Genomic DNA, 20685 nt, shown 5'->3' with positions numbered 1-20685 from the left:
GGCCCGGTCTTCAGCCCGGCGCGGCGCAGGACGCGGGAGAAATAGACAAGGTTGTCTGCAAGCCGCCCATCGCCGGGCCTTGCCGCGCCAAAGCCTCCAGCGCCGGCCGGAACCGGAGGCGTGATCATACCGTCTTCGCTGAAACCAGCCGCCATGGCCCTAGCCCGCTGCCAGAAGTTCGGCCTTCACTTCGGAAAGCACCCGCTCGCCCTCTCCGCCTTTGATACGCGCGATATCGTCCTGATATTTCAGGAGCGTGCCGAGCGTGTCGGCAATCGTTTCCGGATCAAGCGCAATCCGGTCGAGCTCGGTCAGCGCCGTCGCCCAGTCGATGGTTTCGGCGACGCCCGGGTTCTTGAAGAGGTCCACCGTCCGCAGCTTCTGCACATAGGCGACCACCTGCCGCGACAGGATTTCCGAGCATTGCGGCACCTTGCGGCGGATGATCTCCAGTTCCTGGGCCGCATCCGGATAATCGACCCAGTGATAGAGGCAGCGCCGCTTCAGCGCGTCATGGATTTCGCGGGTGCGGTTGGTGGTGATGATGACGATCGGCGGCTCTTGCGCCTTGATCGTGCCAAGTTCGGGGATCGTCACCTGGAAGTCAGACAGCACTTCCAGGAGGAACGCTTCGAAGGCCTCGTCCGTGCGGTCGAGTTCGTCGATCAGGAAGACCGGCGCCGGACCACCAGGCTGGCCAAGTGCCTGCAGCACCGGCCGGCGGATCAGGTGGCGTTCGGAAAACAGATCCGCCTCGATGCGGGTGCGATCCTTGACGCCGGATGCCTCCGAAAGCCGGATGTCCAGCATCTGGGCCGGATAATTCCATTCGTAGACCGCCGAGGAGATATCGAGGCCCTCGTAACACTGCAGCCGGATCAGTGGCCGGTTCAGAGCCTTGGCCAGCGTCTTGGCGATCTCGGTCTTGCCAACGCCGGCTTCGCCCTCGAGGAAGAGCGGGCGTTTCATCTTCAGCGCCAGGAAAATCACCGTGCCGAGCGAGCGCCCTGCGAGATAATCCTCACCGCCTAAAAGCGCGATGGTTTCGTCAATCGAGGTCGGCAGAGCGCTTTTTGTTCCGTCAGGCATGACTACACCCTTTCAAACGGCGTTCTATAATGTGCGAAAGCCGCGATCCAGATAGATGAGCGAGGGGTTCGCCTCGCCGAAATGCATGGCCCTCACTTCGCCGAACATGACAAAATGGGTCGAAACCCGCTTGATGTCGGTCAACCGGCAATCGAAGCTGACGACGGCATCGGCAAGAACCGGGGCGCCAGTCACCAGCGTCTTCCAATCTCCGAGCGCGAACCGCTCGTCCGCCGGAACGCCGCTCAAGCCCGCAAATGCCGTCGCCAGCGCCTGATGATGCGCCGCCAGCGAATTCAAAGCAAAGATGCCGCTCTTCTCGAAGATGGCATTGTTGACGTTGCTGCCGTTCAGGCAGACGAGCACGGTCGGCGGGTTGTCCGAGACCGAGCAGGCTGCTGTCACCGTCACGCCGCGCCTGATGCCTTCGAATTCCGTCGTCACAACCTGGACATGGCCAGCGTACCGCGCCATGCCGTTTCGGTAGTGGACGGGATCGAGGAGAGGCTGGTCCGTCAAAGGCATCTCTTGAAAGGCATCCAGGGACTGCCGTCAGTCCTGCATTACTCTTCGAGATATGGTGGCAAAAACTCTTGATGTCCACCGGACTTGCGGCTTTTTGCTTGCAAAAGCCGATTCTCTTTGACGGCTGCGACCAGAAGGCTAAATGTCACTTCAAAGAAGAATCCCAGGGAAAACATGACAGCACGACGTTTCATCATCGCCGGACTGCTGGCTTCATTTCTCGGATGCGGATCGGCATCGGCGGCAATGATCGGCGTCGTGGCGCCACGCTCCGGTCCATACGCACCGCTCGGCACCCAGGTCTTCCAAGGCGCCCGCGCAGCAGCGGAAGCGGCCGGCGACACCGTTGTCGAGATCGATGAAAGCTGTGACGAGAACGGCGGTGCTGCCGCGGCCAAAAATCTGGCCGACGCAAAAGTGTCCGCCGCAATCGGCTTCCTCTGCGTCGAAACGCTTTCCACCGCATTGCCGCTGCTGAAGGCAGCCCAGATCCCGGCAATTACCATCTCTGTCCGCTCGAAGATCCTGATGGAAGACACGCTGCGCAATGGCTGGCCTTTCTTCCGCATGGCGCCGGCCGAAGGCGACGAGGCGGAAAAACTGTCGGAAACCATTCTCGGCATCTGGAAGGCAGAGCCGATCGCACTGGTCGAGGACGGCACGATCTACGGCCGCGAGCTTGCGAGCGCCATCCGCCAGCGTCTCGAACCGATGGGCATCATGCCGATCTTCACCGACACCTTCCGGCCGGGCCAGGAGCAGCAGGTGGCGCTGGTGCGCCGTCTCGCCAAGGCGGGCGCAAGCCATGTGTTCGTCGGCGGCGACCGCAACGACATGGCGATCATTGCCCGCGACGGCGCTTCCGAGAACATTCCGCTCACGCTGCTTGGCGGCGATAACTTGCGTGCAGCAAACCGTCCGGTGCCGCTGCGCGACGGCGTTTTAGCCGTCGCCCTTCCGGATTATGCCGCCCTGCCCTCCGCGGCAGCAGCCGTCGCAGCCTTGCGCGCAAAAAATATCGACGCGACCGGCTACATGTTGCCCGCTTATGCCGCGACCGAACTGGTTCACCAGGCGGCGACTACGGCGGCAGGCCAGCCTTTGGCGCAGACGATCGGCAGCCGTTCCTTCAATACGGTGATCGGCCCGATTGCCTTCGATCGCGGTCATGAACTGAAGGATAATCCGTTCCGCCTGCTCGAATGGCGTGGATCGACGTTCACCCTGTCGCGTCCGGCGACCGAGTGACGTTGTTCCCGTGACATCGCGATGTTAGAGGGACAGCCGACAACCGGAGATTTTCGACCCATGACCCTGGCCGCGCCCCTGCCGATCCGCATCGCCCCGTCCATTCTCGCTGCCGATTTTTCGAAGCTCGGCCAGGAAGTTCGCGACGCCGTCGAAGCGGGAGCCGAATGGGTCCATCTCGACGTGATGGACGGGCATTTCGTGCCGAACATCTCGTTCGGGCCTGATGTGATCAAGTCGCTGAGGCCGTATACGACCGCCTTCTTCGATTGCCACCTGATGATCTCACCCGCCGATCCTTACCTCGAAGCCTTTGCCAAGGCCGGATGCGACGGCATCACCGTACATGTCGAAGCGGGGCCACACCTGCACCGCTCGCTTCAGACGATCCGCTCGCTCGGCAAGAAGGTCGGCGTCACGCTCAACCCGGCAACACCGCTCTCGGCGATCGAGAACGTTCTCGACGACATCGACCTGATCCTGATCATGAGCGTCAATCCCGGCTTCGGGGGCCAGAAGTTCATCCCCGCGATGGTCGACAAGATTCGCGATGCCAGGACAATGATCGGCGGCCGGCCGATCGAGCTCGAAGTCGACGGCGGCATTACCGCCGCGACGATCGGCGCGGCAACCGCTGCGGGCGCCAATGTCTTCGTTGCAGGATCTGCGGTTTACAAAGGCGATGGAATCGCGGCCTATCGTGAGAATATCGCGCGGCTGAAAGCTGCGGCGGAGGACGGACGCAGATGATGTCAGGCTTGCGATCTTCGGTTCCGGCATTTGCGGCGATAATGTTCGCCGGCTCCACATCGGCTGCCGATATCGCGAGCGTCCGCCCGATCGGCTTTTCTTCCGACGGCGCCGTTTTCGCCTTCGAGGAATACGGTATCCAGGACGGATCCGGTTTTCCCTATGCCAATATCTTCGCGCTCGACCTCAACAAGGATACCTACCTGCCGGGTACGCCGTTTCGGGTCCGGCTGGAGGAGGACGGTGCGACGATCGCCAAGGCCCGCTGGCAGGTCCACAATGACGCGGATGTGATGGTCGAAACTCACGAGCTCGCCAATCATCCGGGTGAACTCGTCGCCTTCAATCCGATCACCGAGCTCGGCACCGACGCGCATCAGCTCCGCTATCGCAGCGTGCCGGCCCTGCCTCCTGTCGGAGAAGCCAATACGCTCGTTCTCGAGGAGGTCCCTCAGCCTCTCGATCCGCAATGCGAGGGCATAGTCGAAAAGACGGTCTCCCTGCGCCTGCGCTTTACCGAACGGAACGGAAAACCGGTCGATGACATGGTCCACGAAGACCAGCGCATTCCCGCCTCACGCGGCTGCGTCACCGGGTACCGGCTCGCCGGCGTCGTCACCGGCTCATCGCTCGAAGGTGCTCCGGTCGAAGTCGCGTTGGTCATGGTCCTCAGCGCCGGTTTCGAGGGCCAGAACGGACGCTGGATCGCCGTTCCGGTCAAAACGACGCCCTGATCTCGTTTGATCGGCCTCAAAAACTTGAGCTTCGCCGCGCTTCTTGCTACAGCGCAGCCGACACTCGTGAAGGAAACGACAAACCCATGATCTCCCGTTACTCGCGGCCCGAAATGGTGGCCATCTGGTCGCCCGAAACCAAGTTCCGCATCTGGTTCGAGATCGAGGCACATGCCTGCGATGCGCTTGCGGCGATCGGGGTGATCCCGAAATCGGCAGCGGAGACGATCTGGGAAAAGGGTGGCAGCGCCACTTTCGATGTCGCGCGCATCGATGAGATCGAAGCCGTCACCAAGCATGACGTCATCGCGTTCCTGACCCATCTTGCCGAATTCGTCGGTCCGGACAGCCGCTTCATCCATCAGGGCATGACCTCTTCCGACGTGCTCGACACCTGCTTCAGCGTGCAGCTGGTGCGCGCCACGGATCTGCTGCTTGCCGATATCGACAAGCTGCTCGAAGCGCTGAAGCGTCGCGCCTTCGAGCACAAGGACACGGTCACGATCGGCCGCAGCCACGGCATCCACGCGGAGCCGACGACGTTCGGCGTCAAGCTCGCCCAGGCCTATGCGGAATTCGACCGTAACAAGACGCGTCTGCTCGAAGCCCGCGACGAGATCGCCACTTGCGCGATTTCCGGCGCCGTCGGCACCTTTGCCAATATCGATCCGCGCGTCGAGGAACATGTCGCCGCCGCCATGGGCCTGAAGCCGGAACCGGTCTCGACCCAGGTCATTCCGCGCGACCGTCACGCCATGTATTTCGCGATATTAGGCGTCATCGCCTCGTCGATCGAACGGCTGTCAATCGAGGTCCGCCACCTGCAGCGCACCGAAGTGCTCGAAGCGGAAGAGTTTTTCTCGCCGGGCCAGAAGGGCTCGTCGGCGATGCCGCACAAGCGCAATCCGGTGCTGACCGAAAACCTGACGGGCCTCGCCCGCATGGTGCGCTCCTATGCGTTGCCGGCGATGGAGAATGTGGCGCTTTGGCACGAGCGTGATATTTCGCACTCTTCGGTCGAGCGCATGATCGGCCCGGACGCGACGGTGACGCTCGATTTCGCCTTGGCGCGCATGACCAGCGTGATCGACAAGCTGCTCGTCTACCCTGAGAATATGATGAAGAATATGAACAAGTTCCGCGGGCTTGTTCATTCGCAGCGGGTGCTGCTTGCCCTTACGCAAGCCGGCGTCTCTCGCGAAGATGCCTATCGCCTCGTACAGCGCAACGCCATGAAGGTCTGGGAAGAAGGCAAGGATTTTCTCGAGGAGCTGCTGGCGGACCAGGAGGTCCGTGCCGCACTGTCCGAAGCGGACCTGCGCGAGAAATTCGACCTCGGCTATCACACCAAGCATGTAGACACGATCTTCCGCCGGGTTTTCGGCGAGGCTTGATCTTGACCCTCGGCGAACACAGATAGGCGCCATGAAGGCATCCGAAGCAGATATACTGATCGTCCCCGGCTACACCAATTCCGGGCCACATCACTGGCAGACCCGTTGGGAGCAGAAGCTGACGACGGCCCGCCGGGTCGAGCAGGACCAATGGTCAAAGCCGGTGCGCGAGGACTGGATTGCACGGGTCGCCGAAGAGGTGAACTGCGCGACGCGGCCCGTCGTCATCATCGCCCATTCGCTCGGCATCCCGACCGTCATTCACGCCATTCCGCTGTTCACGAAACCGGTGGTCGGCGCCTTTTTCGTGGCCCCGCCGGAAGTGGACAATCCGTCCATCCGGCCCAGGCACCTGCAGACCTTCGGGCCCTACCCGCGCGATCCGCTCCCCTTCCCGTCGCTGACGATCGCGAGCCGCAACGATCCGTTCGGCTCCTATGAACACGCGGACGACATCGCGTCTGCCTGGGGTTCGATGCTCGTCGATGCCGGAGAAGCTGGCCATATCAACCAGGATTCCGGCCATGGCCCCTGGCCCGAAGGCACAATGGTTTTTGCCCAGTTCCTCAGCCGTCTGAAGCCATAGAAACATGGTGCAATGGGCAGTGCCCCATAATTTCAGGGTGTGTCAATTCGAACAGCATTTTTAAGCCGGATTTAATTGACACTTGCTAAGGTGTCCGCTCGTTTTGTAGCGCCAGGCTGTGCCGATGCCGTCAAATGTTCTCTCGCGCCTATTGGACTCCGGCCTAGGAGAAGAGATCGGCGTTCTTGAGACGGTGTTCCAGGCGGCCCCGTTTCCGATTGCCATCGTCGACCACGCCGCTACGCTGTTGTTTGCGAATGGCACATTCAGACGCGAATGGATGGGCGACGGCCGTCAGCCGGCGGCTTTGTCAGCCATCCTGCATCCGGGTGACCAGGACAGTTTCCACCGGACGATCCAGGGCCTGTCTCTCGATTCTCCCGCGGAACGCCTGGAACTGCGCGTCCCGGATCCGAACGGTTCGCAGCGATGGGTGGTAGCCACCTTCGCGCCGCTCGGCAAAAACCTAAAAGGTCAGATTCTCTCTGCGGTCCACCTGACCGACATCACCGATCAGAGACGGCAGGTCGAAGAGCTTATCGAACGTGAAAGCCGTTGGGACAACGCGCTTGTCAGCTCCGTCTCGGGGGTCTGGGATCACAATTATGCGACCGGCCAGAAATATTACTCGCCGGTGTGGCGGCAGATTCGCGGAATGTCGCCGGAGGATCCACTGGCCGCCAGCACGAAGGAATGGCTGGAGCTCGTGCATCCGGACGACCACGACCATGTCATTCATGCCATCGAGCGGCAGAATGCCGGCGATCCGGCCTATGCCGTCTTCGATTATCGCGAACGCCACAAGCAAGGGCATTGGATCTGGATCGAATGCCGGGGTGCGTGCGTCGAATGGGACGCGAACGGCAAGGCGACCCGCGTCGTCGGCACGGACACGGATATCACCGCCCGCAAGGCCGCGGAGGAGACAACCGCACAGATGTCACGACGGCTCGACATGGCCCTCGAAATATCCGGCATCGGCGTCTACGAATCCGATTTCTCCACCGGCGAGGTCGAATGGGATGAGCGGATGTTCCGTATCTATGGGCTGGCAAAGAGCGAGGAAGTGAAGATCGGCGGGCTCTGGGAGAGCTTCCTGCACCCGGACGATGCCGCCCGGGTCCAGGCAAACGTTCTCGACAATATCGAGGAGGGCAAACGCTTTTTCGATGAATACCGCGTGATACTGCGGGACGGCTCCGAACGTGTGATACGCACCCGCACCATGTCCTTCATCGACGGTAACGGTCACCAGAAGATGGTCGGCGCCAACTGGGATGTCACCGCCGATGTGACGCTCCACCGCGAACTGGAACGGGCAAAGACCCTTGCCGAGGCGCGTAACCGCGAACTCGAAGCCGCCCGCAGCAGCATCGAGCACAATGCGATGCACGACTACCTGACCGATCTCCCCAATCGGCGTTATCTCGACGAGATGCTGGATCGCATGGCGGCGGAATGCGCCCGCGACCGGCACGGCATCGCAATCCTGCATATCGACCTCGATCGCTTCAAGCAGATCAACGACACGCTCGGCCACAGCGCCGGCGACACGATGCTGAAGCATGTGGCGAAAGTTCTCAAAAGCACGATCCGCAAGGGAGATTTCGTCGCCCGTATCGGCGGCGACGAGTTCGTCATCCTGTCGAAATTCGAAGGTTCGCCACGCAAGCTCTCGCATCTGGCCGACCGCATCATCAAGGAACTGCGCAAGCCGGTATCCTATGAGGGCCACGACTGCCGTTTCGGTGCCAGCATCGGTATCGCCTGCCATACGGGAGCGGATGTGGATGCGAGACAGCTTCTCCTGAACGCCGATATCGCGCTCTACCGGGCCAAGAGCCGGGGCCGCAACCGGCATGAATTCTTCTCGGCCGATACCCAGAATGAGATCATCAGCACGAAGCGGATTTCAGACGAGATCCTGCTTGCTCTCGAGCGTGACGAATTCATTCCGTATTATCAGCTGCAGTTCGATGCGGCGACGCTGGAGATTTCCGGCGTGGAAACGCTGGCGCGGTGGATGCACCCGGAGCGGGGCATGCTGTCTCCGGACAAATTCCTCGAAATGGCCGAAGAGCTCGACGTCGTCTCGGTCATCGACGGAACCATACTCGACAAGGCGCTTGCCGATTTCCGCGATTGGCGCAGCAATGGCCTCTCGATCCCAAAACTCTCGGTCAATGTTTCATACCGGCGGCTGCACGATGCCTCGCTGCCACGCAAGCTCAAGAAGCTGAAGATCGAGCCGGGGACCGTATCCTTTGAGCTCCTGGAATCGATATTCCTCGACGATTGCGACGACGATATCCTGAAGAACCTCGCCCGGATCAAGAAGCTCGGCATCGATATCGAGATTGACGACTTCGGCACCGGCCATGCGTCGATCATCAGCCTCCTCCGGCTCAATCCGCGTGCGCTGAAGATCGACCGCGAGCTCGTTCGTCTCGTCTCGCAGTCGCAAAAGCAACGCAAGATGGTCGGATCGATCATCGAGATCGGCAAGTCGCTGAATATCGAGGTCGTCGCGGAAGGCGTCGAGACCACGGAACAGATTCGTATCCTGCGCGATCTCGGCTGCGATGTCCTGCAGGGTTATGCGCTCGCAAGGCCGATGCCGCGCAGCAGCATTCCGGATTTCATACTTTCGGGCCGTTGGCGCACGGGCGAAAGCACACAGCCCGACGGCCGCAAGCGACACGCCACGGACAACTGAGCCGGTCTCATCCACAGAAACAGAAAGCTGCGCCCGACCGGACGCAGCTTCTATATCAGTCTGGTGAAATGCAGCTTACTGGTTCTCGATCTGATCGACCGCCTGAGCCAGAAGCTCCAGCATCTTGGAGCGGATATCCTGGTCCGAGATGGAAACGCCGGCGGCATCGAGATCGCTACGCAGCTTGCGGAAGACATCCTCGTCACCCGCTTCCTCGAAGTCGGCAACGACGACTTCCTTTGCGTAAGCTTCGGCATCCGTCTTGCCGAGCAGGCCGGCCGCCCAGAGACCTGCGAGCTTGTTGCGACGGGCAAGTGCCTTGAACTTCAATTCAAGATCCAGGGCAAACTTGTTTTCAAAGGCTTTTTCGCGATCGCTGAGGCCACTCATCTCGGGTCTCCCAAAGTAAACTTTTATGGGACCCCCTTAATCAAAAGACGAGCGAAGCGCAATCGGCGGCGTGTCGATTCCGACACTGGCGGACGCAGAATCCCGATACGAAATTGACGAATGGCAATTACATCACAGGAAAGCTTCGGCTTCGCGTAAAGAGCAGCTACCGCATCCAGCATCATGCCCTCGCTTCCTTGGCCGCCCCGATCGGCAGGTTGTGCATCCAGGTCCATAGCTCGTCACCGGAAACGACGACACCGGCGGCGTCGAAATCATGACGCAATTGGGTGGCTATGTTCCTGCAGAGCTTTGCCGTCGAGGCGGAAAAACCTGATCCGAACCCGGCCGCCTGTGTCGGCAATGCAAGCCGAGGCCCCTTAAGACCCCGGCGACGAGATTCCGCGCGAAACTGCGAGCTGCGGTCATAGGCAAATTTGCCCCAAACGCCCTTGGCGCCATCACGACGAAGGTGCACATCATGATCCCCTGTTTTCCCTGTTTATTGCCGCTCGTGGGATCCGGACATCCTAATTGCTAGAGCAAAACCTTTGAAAACCTGTGTAGTCTGGAGGTCAACGATTCTTGGTTACGCTTCGCCAACCCCTCGCCTACAAAGGTTTTGGAGGCCCGCATTGTGAAACCCGTTCTTTTCCGATAAGGGACCGCTCAAACATCATCCATTGCGTCCCGCAGGGCGCCAACAACGAGATAAAAATCATGAACCGTCGCCGCCGTATCTACGAAGGCAAGGCCAAGATCCTTTATGAAGGCCCTGAGCCCGGCACGCTGATCCAGTTCTTCAAAGACGATGCCACAGCCTTCAACAAAAAGAAGCACGGCGTCATCGACGGCAAGGGCGTCCTCAACAACCGCATTTCGGAATACCTCTTCACCCATCTGAACAAGATCGGCATCCCGACGCATTTCATCCGCCGGCTGAACATGCGCGAACAGCTGATCAAGGAAGTGGAGATGATTCCGCTCGAGATCGTGGTGCGCAACGTCGCCGCCGGCTCGCTCTCGACCCGCCTCGGCATCGAGGAAGGCATGGTCCTGCCGCGTTCGATCATCGAGTTCTACTACAAGTCCGATGCGCTCGCCGATCCGATGGTTTCCGAAGAGCATATCACCGCTTTCGGCTGGGCGAACCCTGCCGAGCTCGACGACATCATGGCGCTTGCCATCCGCGTCAACGACTTCCTTTCCGGCCTTTTCCTCGGCGTCGGCATCCAGCTCGTCGATTTCAAGATCGAATGCGGTCGCCTGTTCGAAGGCGACATGATGCGCATCATTCTTGCCGATGAGATTTCGCCGGACAGCTGCCGTCTTTGGGACATCGAGACCAAGGAAAAGATGGACAAGGACCGCTTCCGGCAGGACCTGGGCGGTCTGGTGGAAGCCTATTCGGAAGTGGCGCGCCGTCTCGGCATCATCAATGAAAACGAACCCGTCCGCGGCACCGGACCGGTTCTCGTCAAGTAATTGGGGGTAGATCAGTGATCAAGGCACGCGTGACGGTCACGCTCAAAAATGGCGTTCTCGATCCGCAGGGCAAGGCCATCGAAGGCGCGCTCGGCAGTCTCGGCTTTTCCGGCGTCGGCCATGTCCGCCAGGGCAAGGTCTTCGACCTGGAGCTCGAGGGCGCCGACAAGGCGAAGGCCGAGGCGGACCTGAAAGCCATGTGCGACAAGCTGCTGGCAAACACTGTGATTGAGAACTATACTATCGCCCTCGACTGAAGGTTGCGGAGCGTGTGATGGCTGAAGTCACGAATGAACTGATGTATGAGCTGCTGAAGCGCGTGCACGCCGATATTGCTGATCTGAAAGTCGACCAGCGCGAGCTTAAGGCCGAAATGAATGCGATGCGTGGTACCATGGTCTCCATGCATCAGGATATTCATAACATCTACATGACTTTGGAGAGGCACAGCCAGCGTCTCGACCGTATCGAAAACCGCCTCGAGCTGCGCGAGCTCGCCGAGGCCCAGGCAAGGTTTGAACCGCACCCATGAAATCCGCCGTCGTTCAGCTTCCCGGTCTCAATCGCGATCGCGACATGATCGCTGCCCTCACCAAGATTTCCGGCAAGGCGCCGATCACCATCTGGCAGACGGAGACCGACATTCCGGATGATGTCGACCTCATCGTCATTCCGGGCGGTTTTTCCTACGGCGACTACCTGCGCTGCGGAGCGATCGCGGCTCGCATGCCGGTCATGCAGGCGATCAGGGACAAGGCAGACAAGGGCGTCAAGGTACTCGGCGTCTGCAACGGGTTCCAGATCCTCGTTGAAGCCGGCATGCTGCCCGGCGCGCTGATGCGCAATTCCTCGCTGAAATTCGTCTGCAAGGAAGTGAAGCTCGAAGTGGTCAATGCCGACACGGATTTCACCCGGGCCTATGAAAAGGGCCAGGTGCTCCGTTGCCCGGTCGCCCATCACGACGGCAATTATTTCGTCGATGCGGAGACGTTATCGGGCATGGAAGATCGTGGCGAAATCGTCTTCCGTTATGCCGAAGGCACCAACCCGAACGGCTCGCTGAACGATATCGCCGGCGTCATGAACAGCCGCGGCAACGTGCTCGGCATGATGCCGCACCCGGAAAACCTGATCGAGGCCGCCCATGGCGGCAATGACGGGCGCGGGATTTTCGCCTCGGCGCTCGATGTCATCGCCGCGACCGCCTGAACCTTCATCTTATCCGGATCGATCCTAGAACGACCGAAACCACGTCAGGACGTTTTGATGCCGTTCTCCCATCGCCTGCCCGCCATCTCGTCTCTCGTGATCCTCGGCGTGGCGCTGTCCGCCTGTCAGCCGGGACGTCCCGCGGCGGTGACGGCCGACCGCGCCGCACTTCCGACCATGGAACGCGTGGCGCTAGCCGCCAATAGCTGCTGGTTCAAGTCGGGCGATGCGGCGTTCAAGCCCTATCGCCTGGCACCGGAACTCAACTCCTTCTCCGGCCGGCCGCGCATTCTCGCCGTGCCGCGCAACAGCCCTGAGTCGCGTCCGATGCTGGTCGTCCAGGCGGAAGGCAATCCCGCCCGCCTTGACGCTTTCGGCCCGATGATGAGCGGCCCCGATGGGGAGAGGATCAAGCGCGACGTCCTGCGCTGGGCCCGCGGCGCGACGGGCTGCTGATATTAACCATCTGTATTTACGCATTAATATGTAATCTGTTGCACGCCTGCACCGGCCTGTCCAAATCGTCACATTTTTTGGCCACAAGTGATAACACAGTGTGAACGGTGCTGGACGGCGTCAAAGTGCCATTGTACCACTTCGATCTGGAAGAGTGGGCGAGCGCACCGAGTGCGGATCGCACCGGCCGCCGTCATGGCGGCGCTTATGAGGGCGGTGTAATGAACAAGGCATTTTTCGCATCTGCAATTGGAGCCATCCTTCTGGCTTCGGGCATATCGTCCTCGGCATTTGCTCAGGAACGTCTGTTCGATGAAGTGCGAATCGGCGTCTCCGGTTCGATCCAGAGCGCGAGCACTTTCGAGAAGGGTGCCTTCCCGTCCGCTACCGTCTTCTTCGACCCCTTCGACCAGCGTCACGCCGAGAGCTTCATGGACCACATGCTGCGTCCGCGCGTCCATGTCGGCGCGATCGTGTCAACGGCAGGCGAAGCAAGCCAGGTGTTCGCCGGTTTCACCTGGACTGCACCGATCACCGACCGCATCTTCGTCGATCTCGGCTTCGGCGGCGCCTTCAACAACGGCAATCTCGACAAGCCGAATGACGGTCCGAAGGTCGGTTGCCATGCGCTCTTCCACGAGTCGCTCGGCCTTGGTTACAACATCACCAACAACTGGCGTGTGTTGGCGACCGTCGAGCACTCCTCGAATGCCAACCTCTGCGACTACAATGCCGGTCTCTCCTATGCAGGCATCGCGGTCGGCTACAAGTTCTGATCCAGATCGCGTATTTTCCAACTGAGGCGCCGGTTTTCCGGCGCTTTTTGTTTTCCGGCTCCTACACCGTAACGCTGCACAGCCGTATTTTCCTGTCGCGCCGCTTTGCGACTTAGGCTAAAGAGCGCCAAGAGCTTGGCCCTTCAATCCAGAGAAGATCATGACCATTCCGAACAGCATCGCGATCACTCCCGAACTCGTCGCCTCGCATGGCCTGAAGCCCGACGAATATCAGCGGATTCTCGATCTGATCGAACGCGAACCGACTTTCACGGAACTCGGCATCTTCTCGGCCATGTGGAACGAGCACTGCTCCTATAAATCCTCCAAGAAATGGCTGCGCACGCTGCCGACCAAGGGACCGCGCGTCATCCAGGGTCCCGGCGAAAACGCCGGTGTGGTCGATATCGACGATGGCGATTGCGTCGTCTTCAAGATGGAGAGCCACAACCACCCGTCCTATATCGAGCCCTACCAGGGCGCGGCGACGGGCGTTGGCGGCATCCTGCGCGACGTCTTCACCATGGGCGCTCGGCCGATCGCGGCACTGAACGCGCTGCGCTTCGGGGCACCCGATCATCCGAAAACCAAACATCTCGTGTCTGGCGTCGTTGCCGGCGTTGGCGGTTACGGCAATTCCTTCGGTGTGCCGACGGTCGGCGGCGAGGTTGAGTTCGATCCGCGCTACAACGGCAATATCCTGGTCAATGCGTTTGCGGCCGGGCTTGCCAAATCCAATGCCATCTTCCTGTCGGAGGCCAAGGGCGTCGGTCTGCCGGTCGTTTATCTCGGCGCCAAGACCGGCCGCGACGGTGTCGGCGGAGCGACGATGGCATCGGCTGAGTTCGACGAATCGATCGAGGAGAAACGCCCGACCGTCCAGGTCGGCGATCCCTTCACGGAAAAATGCCTGCTGGAAGCCTGCCTTGAACTGATGGCGACTGGTGCTGTCATCGCGATCCAGGACATGGGTGCCGCCGGCCTCACCTGCTCAGCGGTCGAAATGGGCGCCAAGGGCGATCTCGGCATCGAACTCGATCTCGACAAGGTGCCGGTGCGCGAAGACCGGATGACGGCCTACGAAATGATGCTGTCGGAAAGCCAGGAGCGTATGCTCATGGTGCTGCAGCCGGAAAAGGAAGACCAGGCCAAGGCGATCTTCGTCAAATGGGGCCTCGACTTTGCGATCGTCGGCAAGACCACCGACGACCTGCGCTTCCGTGTCCTGCATCAGGGCGAGGAAGTCGCAAACCTGCCGATCAAGGATCTTGGCGACCAGGCTCCGGAATACGATCGGCCGTGGGTCCAGTCGAATGTTCGTGCACCCCTGCCCGCTTCGCAGGTCGCGGCACCTGCGGATTATAACCAGGCGCTGCTGAAACTCGTCGGCTCGGCCAATCAGTCCAGCCGACGCTGGGTCTGGGAACAGTATGACACGCTGATCCAGGGCAACTCGCTGCAGCGCCCGGGCGGCGATGCCGGCGTGGTGCGCGTCGAGAACCACCCGACCAAGGCGCTCGCCTTCTCCTCCGACGTCACGCCGCGTTATGTCGAGGCCGATCCGTTCGAGGGCGGCAAGCAGGCGGTCGCCGAATGCTGGCGCAATATCGTCGCCACCGGCGCCGAACCGCTCGCCGCCACCGACAACCTCAATTTCGGCAATCCGGAAAAACCTGAAATCATGGGCCAGCTCGTCGGCGCCATCAAGGGCATCGGTGAGGCCTGCAGGGCGCTGGATTTCCCGATCGTTTCCGGCAACGTCTCGCTCTACAACGAGACCAACGGCGTCGCGATCCTGCCGACCCCGACGATTGCCGGCGTCGGCCTGCTGCCCGACTGGCAGAAGATGGCGAAAATCGGCTCTGCCAATGACGGCGACAAGCTGATCATGATCGGAACCGACGGCACCCATCTCGGTTCATCGATCTATCTGCGCGACATCCTCGACACCAACGACGGTCCGCCGCCGGAAGTCGATCTGAAGGCCGAGCGCCGCAACGGCGATTTCGTCCGTTCGCTCATCCGCAACGGCCAGGTAACGGCCTGCCACGACATTTCCTCGGGCGGCCTGGTGATCGCGCTTGCCGAAATGGCGATGGCATCGGCCAAAGGTATGAAGGTCGGCATCAAGGAACAGCGCGGCCCGGCCCATGCGCTGCTATTCGGCGAAGACCAGGCCCGCTATGTGATCGCGGTGCCTGCCGATCTTGCCAATTTCGTGCAGGCCAGCGCCGAGAGCGCCGGCGTACCGTTCCGCCAGCTCGGTACCGTCGGGGGCGCCAGCCTGATCGTCGACGGCCTCATCGACATTGCGGTCCCGCAGCTCACGGACACCCACGAAAGCTGGTTCCCAGCCTTCATGGCCTGACCCGTCCAGCCCTTTCGATACCCAAGCCCGCGATTTCCAGATCGCGGTTTGTTTGCACAGGTGAACAAATTTGAAGCGCGGGGGATTGATGGACTCGGGCTGTCCCGATAAGCGTTGCGGCTTTCTGAATTAGGAAAGTAAGCGCAACAAAATGCTTATGCCGATTTTGACCTGGTTGAGGTCATCGGGCCCGACCTGGCACTACAAGCGCATCTGGCTCGATGCACTGATCATCACCCTTTGCCTGAACGTTCTGGCCTGGATGATTTTTTCGAAGATGGGAATGACCACCCACGACATCTTCGATGAAGACGGCCCCATCGAAGACATTCAGTCCGCTTCGCTTGCCATCACCGCCCTTTTTGCCGTCATGGCGGCCTTGGGTACGCGGATATTGGCCCGCTTCGTCGCAATCACCACGGCCTGCATCTCCGTCGTGTTCTTCATGCGCGAGATGCCAATATGCCGCGGAAGTATGACAATTTATTGTGTGTCGAAGACCTGGCTGCCGATTATTATCGGCGCAGCCGCTCTCATCCTGCTGATTGCGACGATCGTGTTCGAATATCGCCATAGAGGAGGCATTCTCCGGGCCATTCATCCACGCCTTTCCTGGCCGCTGGCCCTGATTGCCGCCACTCTCGGCATTAGCCAGCTGGCCGAACATTTCGATATCGTGGTGATGGAGGAGAGCTTCGAATCCTACGGCTTCATGATCCTTACCCTGAGTTCCATCTGGCTTTTTCGCTTCTCCCGGACCCAGCATCTTCCACCGCTCAGAACCCGAGCCAAAGCCAGTCTCTACAAGGTGAAACACGTATTATTACACCATTGAGGCGGAGCCCTTCGATCCAGCTTTGACCGCAGAGCGGCTTTGAGGCAGTGTATCCTGACAAAAGGTTTCGCGGTTTTGAGTCCCGCGGAGAGAAAAGGGATGACATCATGGCTATGAGACCCGGTGAAATCGAAGACCTGATCAAGGCCGGCATTCCCGGTGCCAAGGTCACCATCCGGGATCTTGCCGGCGACGGCGACCACTATGCCGCGGAAGTCGTGGCGGAAGCCTTCCGGGGAAAGAGCCGGGTGCAGCAGCACCAGATGGTCTACGAGGCTCTGAAGGGCAATATGGGCGGCGTGCTGCATGCGCTGGCGTTACAGACCTCCGCTCCGGCGGAGTGAGGGATGTCAGTCCGGGCTAAGGTTCGAAGCCGGGGCTACGCGAAACAATAAGCACATTCCGACGGACTATTCCGCTGGAATTCCCGATGCTGGATTGCTATTTAAGGCAGATCACGCAGCGCAGCGGCCCTTGAAACCGCATGTGAAAGGATAGGACATGAGCGGAATTACCGATTTTATCGCCAACGAAGTGAAGACCAACGACGTCGTTCTCTTCATGAAGGGCACCCCGCAGTTCCCGCAATGTGGTTTCTCCGGTCAGGTCGTGCAGATCCTCGACTATCTCGGCCTGGACTATAAGGGCGTCAACGTGCTCGCCGATGCGGAGATCCGCCAGGGCATCAAGGACTATTCCAACTGGCCGACCATTCCGCAGCTTTACGTCAAGGGCGAGTTCGTCGGCGGTTGCGATATCGTCCGTGAGATGTTCCAATCGGGCGAATTGCAGACTCATCTGCAGGAACAGGGCATCGGCGTTCGCGGCGCTGCCTGAGATTTTCCGGACTGCTGTCCGGGATATTTTAAACGATATTTTTCAAGGCGCCGCTCCCAACGGCGCCTTTCACGTTGTTTAGGAAACTGCTGTGACAAATCCTTCACAAACTGCCCCGGCCCGCCTGCGCGGCATGGGTCGGGTCGAGTTCATCGCGATGATGGCGATGCTGATGGCCATTAATTCGCTTGCCATCGACATCATGCTTCCCGGATTGCAGGAGATCGGCGCATCGCTTGGCGTCGTCAACGAAAACCACCGCCAATATGTGGTTTCAGCCTATCTCTTCGGCCTCGGCGCCGCGCAAATCATCTATGGATCGATCTCCGACCGTTTCGGTCGCAGAAATCCGATGCTCTTCGGCCTCGGCCTCTATTTCGTCTGCGCGGTCGGCGCCGTCATCGCGCCATCATTCGGAGCGCTGTTGGCCCTTCGCTTCATCCAAGGCGCAGGAGCGGCCGCAACGCGGGTGATTTCCATCTCGATCGTGCGCGACGTATACGGCGGTCGCGCCATGGCGGAAGTCATGTCGCTGATCATGATGGTCTTCATGGTCGTGCCGGTCATCGCGCCGGCCACGGGCCAGGTGATCATGCTGTTCGGCAACTGGCACCTGATTTTCGTGTTCATGGCGGTCGCCTCGCTCTGTATCGGCTTCTGGATGTATTCGCGCCTTCCGGAAACGCTTGATCCGGCCGATGTGCGTCCCTTCACCATTTCGTCGATCCTGCACGCCTTCCAAATCGTTCTGACCAACCGCCTTGCCCTCTGTTACACGATTGCCAGCACATTCATTTTCGGCGCCATGTTCGGCTTCATCAACTCGGCCCAACAAATTTATGTCGGGATCTACGACGTCGGCGTCTGGTTCCCGCTGGTCTTCGCCTGCGTGGCGGTGTTCATGTCGGCGGCATCCTTCCTGAACGCCAGGTTTGTCGGGCGTTTCGGCATGCGGCGCCTTTCGCACGGCTCGCTGCTTGGCTTCATCAGCATCACATTCGTCTGGATGCTCGTGCAGATCTTCGGGCCTCAGCCCATGCCGCTCGTGATCTTCATCGCGTTTTTCGGGCTCTCGATGTTCCAGTTCGGCTGGATCGGCTCGAACTTCAATTCGCTCGCCATGGAGCCGCTTGGCCATGTCGCCGGGACGGCGTCCGCCGTGCTCGGCTTCATGAGCACAGTCGGCGGCGCGCTGATCGGCGTCGCGATCGGCCAGTCCTTCAACGGTACGGCGCTGCCGCTGGTCGCAGGTTTCTTTACCGTCTCGATCATCGGGCTGATCTTCGTGCTGATCGGCGAAAAGGGAAAACTTTTCCAGCCGCACAATCCGAAGATCTAAGGCACTTCGCCCAATAAAAAGGCCGGAGCAATCCGGCCTTTTCTTGTTAGCGCCTATTTCAGTGGCCGATGATCTCGTTGCGCAGCATCTGCCAGCTTTCCTTGTCGGTGGCGAGCAGCAGGCCTCCGTCGACATGGTGGGGCATGTAAGGAGAGCCATCGAAGCGCGCGACATAACCGCCCGCCTCCGTTCCGATCAGAGTGCCGGCCAAATGGTCCCAGGGCATCAGCTTGTTGTAGAGCACGAACTGCACATGCCCGCCGGCGAATGTGCGGTATTCATGGGCCGAGCAGCGATAGTTGGCGAAGAACCGGACCTTGGCGAGATTGCCGAGGATCCGCTCTCGCTCGCCGCCGAAGAAATATCCAGGTGACGCCATGCCGATCATGGCATCGATCGGCCGGGCGTCGGCGACCGAAAGCCGGATCGCCTCGCCGTCCGGCCGCCGCAGGAACGCGCCGGCGCCCCTTTCCGCCATGACCCAGTCGTCGCCCATCGGATCGTAGATGATACCGGCCACCGTCTCGCCTTTCCAGACGACGGAGGCCATGACGCCGAAGGCCGGAATGCCCGAGGCGAAGTTGAACGTACCGTCGACCGGATCGACGACCACGGCGAATTCCGCATCCGCGAGCTTGGCGAGCAGCGACGGATCGGCCGCCACCGATTCCTCACCGACGAAGAGCGCGCCGGGCGCGAAAGCTTCGAGTTCTCGGCGGATCATCCGCTCGGCGGCCTCGTCGGCCTCGGTCACCAGGTCGGACGGCTCGCTCTTGGAGCGGACGTCGCCGCTGCGCAGCCGCCGGAAACGCGGCAGGATTTCGGCCTTGGCGGCAAGGCGCAGAAGATCGGCAAGCTTCGTGATGTCGAGCGGAAGGGTCATGACAACGGTCTCTCGGGGGATTGGTGCGGGAAGGTTGTGTTCGGAGAATTCAGAGATTTTGAGCGGCTTGCAGGCCGGAAAAATCGAAGAGTTTCGGGTCGAGCAGGTGCGACGAGTTCACGTGGGCGAGCGCGCGCAACATCGTATCCTTGCGGCCCGGCATGCGGGCCTCGATATCGGCAAGCATCGCCTTCATCGCATTGCGCTGCAGGCCATCCTGCGAGCCGCAGAGATCACACGGGATGATCGGGAACTGCATGGCGGTCGCAAACTTGGCGAGATCGTCCTCGGCGCAATAGGCGAGCGGCCTCAGCACCATCATGTCGCCCTCGTCGTTCAGCAGCTTTGCCGGCATGCCGGCAAGCCTGCCACCGTGGAAGAAGTTCATGAAGAAGGTTTCGAGGATGTCTTCCCGGTGATGGCCGAGCACCAGAGCATCGCAGCCCTCCTCGCGGGCGATCCGATAAAGGTTGCCGCGCCGCAGCCTGGCACAGAGCGAGCAGTAGGTGGCGCCTTCCGGCACCTTTTCCTTCACAATCGAATAGGTATCGCGATATTCGATGCGGTGCTTCACGCCGATCGAGGCGAGATATTCCGGCAATATATGCTTCGGGAAGTTCGGCTGCCCCTGGTCGAGATTGCAGGCAAGGAGTTCCACGGGCAGAAGGCCGCGCCATTGCAGGTCGAGCAGTACGGCCAGCAGCGAATAGGAATCCTTGCCACCAGAAAGCCCGATCAGCCAGCGCTTCTGGCCATTCAACATGCCAAAATCGTCGAAAGCCTGGCGCACCTGCCGGAGCAGGCGCTTGCGCAGCTTGTTGAACGAGACGGAATTCGGCGCATCCCGGAAAAGCGTGGGGACGAGGCCATTTTCGACCTCGTCCAGCTCGTCATCGATCTTGGCCGTCACGCCCATTGGTTTTCCTTTGAAACCGAAAAGCGCGCAATACCCGCTTCCGGTGTTTGCCGTCAGGCGCCGAGAGCGGCTGCCACCGCGTCGAGCGCCTCGTTCGCCTTGGCGCCATCCGGTCCGCCGGCCTGGGCCATGTCGGGACGGCCGCCGCC

The 20685-nt window shown here is 60.5% G+C and carries 23 protein-coding genes; 17 read left to right on the top strand and 6 right to left on the bottom strand.

All coding sequences use genetic code 11. The annotated features are described in order from the left end of the window. Positions 1–159: 159 nt before the first annotated feature. Positions 160–1089, bottom strand: a complete 930-nt coding sequence (locus MOV61_RS18965; protein WP_247137682.1) for a MoxR family ATPase — start codon at positions 1087–1089, stop codon at positions 160–162. Positions 1090–1113: 24 nt separating this feature from the next. After that, positions 1114–1614 carry a flavin reductase gene (locus MOV61_RS18960; protein WP_247137681.1) on the bottom strand — a complete coding sequence of 167 codons (501 nt, stop codon included), beginning with the start codon at positions 1612–1614 and terminating at the stop codon, positions 1114–1116. 174 nt (positions 1615–1788) lie between these two features. Here MOV61_RS18960 and MOV61_RS18955 point away from each other — a divergent pair, with 174 nt between their 5' ends. The 6 genes from MOV61_RS18955 (at position 1789) to MOV61_RS18930 (ending at position 9042) form a co-directional block, all read left to right on the top strand. Then, complete coding sequence (locus tag MOV61_RS18955; RefSeq protein ID WP_247137680.1) at positions 1789–2862, top strand: ABC transporter substrate-binding protein; 1074 nt, start codon at positions 1789–1791, stop codon at positions 2860–2862. A gap of 60 nt (positions 2863–2922) precedes the next feature. Further along, positions 2923–3612 (top strand): ribulose-phosphate 3-epimerase, encoded by a 690-nt coding sequence (gene rpe, locus MOV61_RS18950; protein WP_247137679.1) that lies wholly within the window; start codon positions 2923–2925, stop codon positions 3610–3612. Continuing rightward, positions 3609–4346 carry a DUF2259 domain-containing protein gene (locus MOV61_RS18945; RefSeq protein ID WP_247137678.1) on the top strand — a complete coding sequence of 246 codons (738 nt, stop codon included), beginning with the start codon at positions 3609–3611 and terminating at the stop codon, positions 4344–4346. The genes rpe and MOV61_RS18945 overlap by 4 nt, the downstream gene beginning before the upstream one ends. Positions 4347–4432: 86 nt before the next feature. After that, entirely contained in the window at positions 4433–5740 is a 1308-nt protein-coding gene (purB, locus tag MOV61_RS18940) for an adenylosuccinate lyase (protein WP_247037938.1), read from the top strand. Between the two features lie 31 nt (positions 5741–5771). Further along, positions 5772–6326, top strand: a complete 555-nt coding sequence (locus tag MOV61_RS18935) for an alpha/beta hydrolase (RefSeq protein WP_247137677.1) — start codon at positions 5772–5774, stop codon at positions 6324–6326. 124 nt (positions 6327–6450) lie between these two features. Continuing rightward, positions 6451–9042, top strand: a complete 2592-nt coding sequence (locus tag MOV61_RS18930; protein WP_247137676.1) for an EAL domain-containing protein — start codon at positions 6451–6453, stop codon at positions 9040–9042. Between the two features lie 75 nt (positions 9043–9117). Here the strand turns inward: MOV61_RS18930 and MOV61_RS18925 are convergent, their stop codons facing one another. Together MOV61_RS18925 and MOV61_RS18920 are read right to left on the bottom strand one after the other, a co-directional pair. Beyond that, entirely contained in the window at positions 9118–9432 is a 315-nt protein-coding gene (locus MOV61_RS18925) for a DUF1476 domain-containing protein (protein ID WP_038542878.1), read from the bottom strand. Between the two features lie 181 nt (positions 9433–9613). Next, positions 9614–9910: a hypothetical protein gene (locus tag MOV61_RS18920; RefSeq protein ID WP_247137675.1), complete on the bottom strand. Its 297-nt coding sequence runs from the start codon at positions 9908–9910 to the stop codon at positions 9614–9616. Positions 9911–10152: 242 nt separating this feature from the next. Here MOV61_RS18920 and purC point away from each other — a divergent pair, with 242 nt between their 5' ends. The 11 genes from purC to MOV61_RS18865 all read left to right on the top strand — a co-directional run bounded on the left by purC (position 10153) and on the right by MOV61_RS18865 (position 18737). Further along, on the top strand, positions 10153–10917 hold the full coding sequence (gene purC / locus MOV61_RS18915; protein WP_038542873.1) for a phosphoribosylaminoimidazolesuccinocarboxamide synthase: 765 nt from the start codon (positions 10153–10155) through the stop codon (positions 10915–10917). A 14-nt stretch (positions 10918–10931) separates the two neighbouring features. Then, positions 10932–11174 carry a phosphoribosylformylglycinamidine synthase subunit PurS gene (gene purS / locus MOV61_RS18910; RefSeq protein ID WP_038542871.1) on the top strand — a complete coding sequence of 81 codons (243 nt, stop codon included), beginning with the start codon at positions 10932–10934 and terminating at the stop codon, positions 11172–11174. 17 nt (positions 11175–11191) lie between these two features. Further along, positions 11192–11449 (top strand): hypothetical protein, encoded by a 258-nt coding sequence (locus MOV61_RS18905; protein ID WP_038542869.1) that lies wholly within the window; start codon positions 11192–11194, stop codon positions 11447–11449. After that, positions 11446–12126: a phosphoribosylformylglycinamidine synthase subunit PurQ gene (purQ, locus tag MOV61_RS18900; RefSeq protein WP_037082010.1), complete on the top strand. Its 681-nt coding sequence runs from the start codon at positions 11446–11448 to the stop codon at positions 12124–12126. Before MOV61_RS18905 ends, purQ begins: the two co-directional genes overlap by 4 nt. A gap of 57 nt (positions 12127–12183) precedes the next feature. Beyond that, positions 12184–12582 (top strand): hypothetical protein, encoded by a 399-nt coding sequence (locus MOV61_RS18895; RefSeq protein ID WP_247137674.1) that lies wholly within the window; start codon positions 12184–12186, stop codon positions 12580–12582. Positions 12583–12803: 221 nt separating this feature from the next. After that, positions 12804–13358, top strand: coding sequence for an acyloxyacyl hydrolase (locus MOV61_RS18890; protein ID WP_247137673.1), 555 nt, complete (start codon positions 12804–12806; stop codon positions 13356–13358). Between the two features lie 160 nt (positions 13359–13518). Then, on the top strand, positions 13519–15726 hold the full coding sequence (gene purL, locus MOV61_RS18885; protein ID WP_247137672.1) for a phosphoribosylformylglycinamidine synthase subunit PurL: 2208 nt from the start codon (positions 13519–13521) through the stop codon (positions 15724–15726). A gap of 157 nt (positions 15727–15883) precedes the next feature. Further along, positions 15884–16561 (top strand): hypothetical protein, encoded by a 678-nt coding sequence (locus tag MOV61_RS18880; RefSeq protein WP_247137671.1) that lies wholly within the window; start codon positions 15884–15886, stop codon positions 16559–16561. A 107-nt stretch (positions 16562–16668) separates the two neighbouring features. Then, complete coding sequence (locus MOV61_RS18875) at positions 16669–16905, top strand: BolA family protein (protein WP_007770085.1); 237 nt, start codon at positions 16669–16671, stop codon at positions 16903–16905. Positions 16906–17062: 157 nt separating this feature from the next. Then, a complete protein-coding gene (grxD, locus tag MOV61_RS18870) occupies positions 17063–17398 on the top strand; it encodes a Grx4 family monothiol glutaredoxin (RefSeq protein WP_038542857.1) in 336 nt (111 codons plus the stop codon). A gap of 91 nt (positions 17399–17489) precedes the next feature. Next, positions 17490–18737: a multidrug effflux MFS transporter gene (locus tag MOV61_RS18865; RefSeq protein ID WP_405029379.1), complete on the top strand. Its 1248-nt coding sequence runs from the start codon at positions 17490–17492 to the stop codon at positions 18735–18737. 58 nt (positions 18738–18795) lie between these two features. Here the strand turns inward: MOV61_RS18865 and MOV61_RS18860 are convergent, their stop codons facing one another. Next, the gene (locus MOV61_RS18860; RefSeq protein ID WP_247137670.1) at positions 18796–19620 is read right to left on the bottom strand and encodes an inositol monophosphatase; all 825 of its coding nucleotides are present in this window, start codon (positions 19618–19620) and stop codon (positions 18796–18798) included. Positions 19621–19669: 49 nt separating this feature from the next. Next, the gene (gene ttcA, locus MOV61_RS18855; RefSeq protein ID WP_247137669.1) at positions 19670–20536 is read right to left on the bottom strand and encodes a tRNA 2-thiocytidine(32) synthetase TtcA; all 867 of its coding nucleotides are present in this window, start codon (positions 20534–20536) and stop codon (positions 19670–19672) included. Positions 20537–20685 lie beyond the last annotated feature (149 nt).

The sequence above is a fragment of the Neorhizobium sp. BETTINA12A genome, from assembly GCF_023006485.1.
In the GTDB taxonomy this organism is placed as follows: domain Bacteria; phylum Pseudomonadota; class Alphaproteobacteria; order Rhizobiales; family Rhizobiaceae; genus Neorhizobium.
This window is presented reverse-complemented; position numbering and strand designations above follow the sequence as displayed.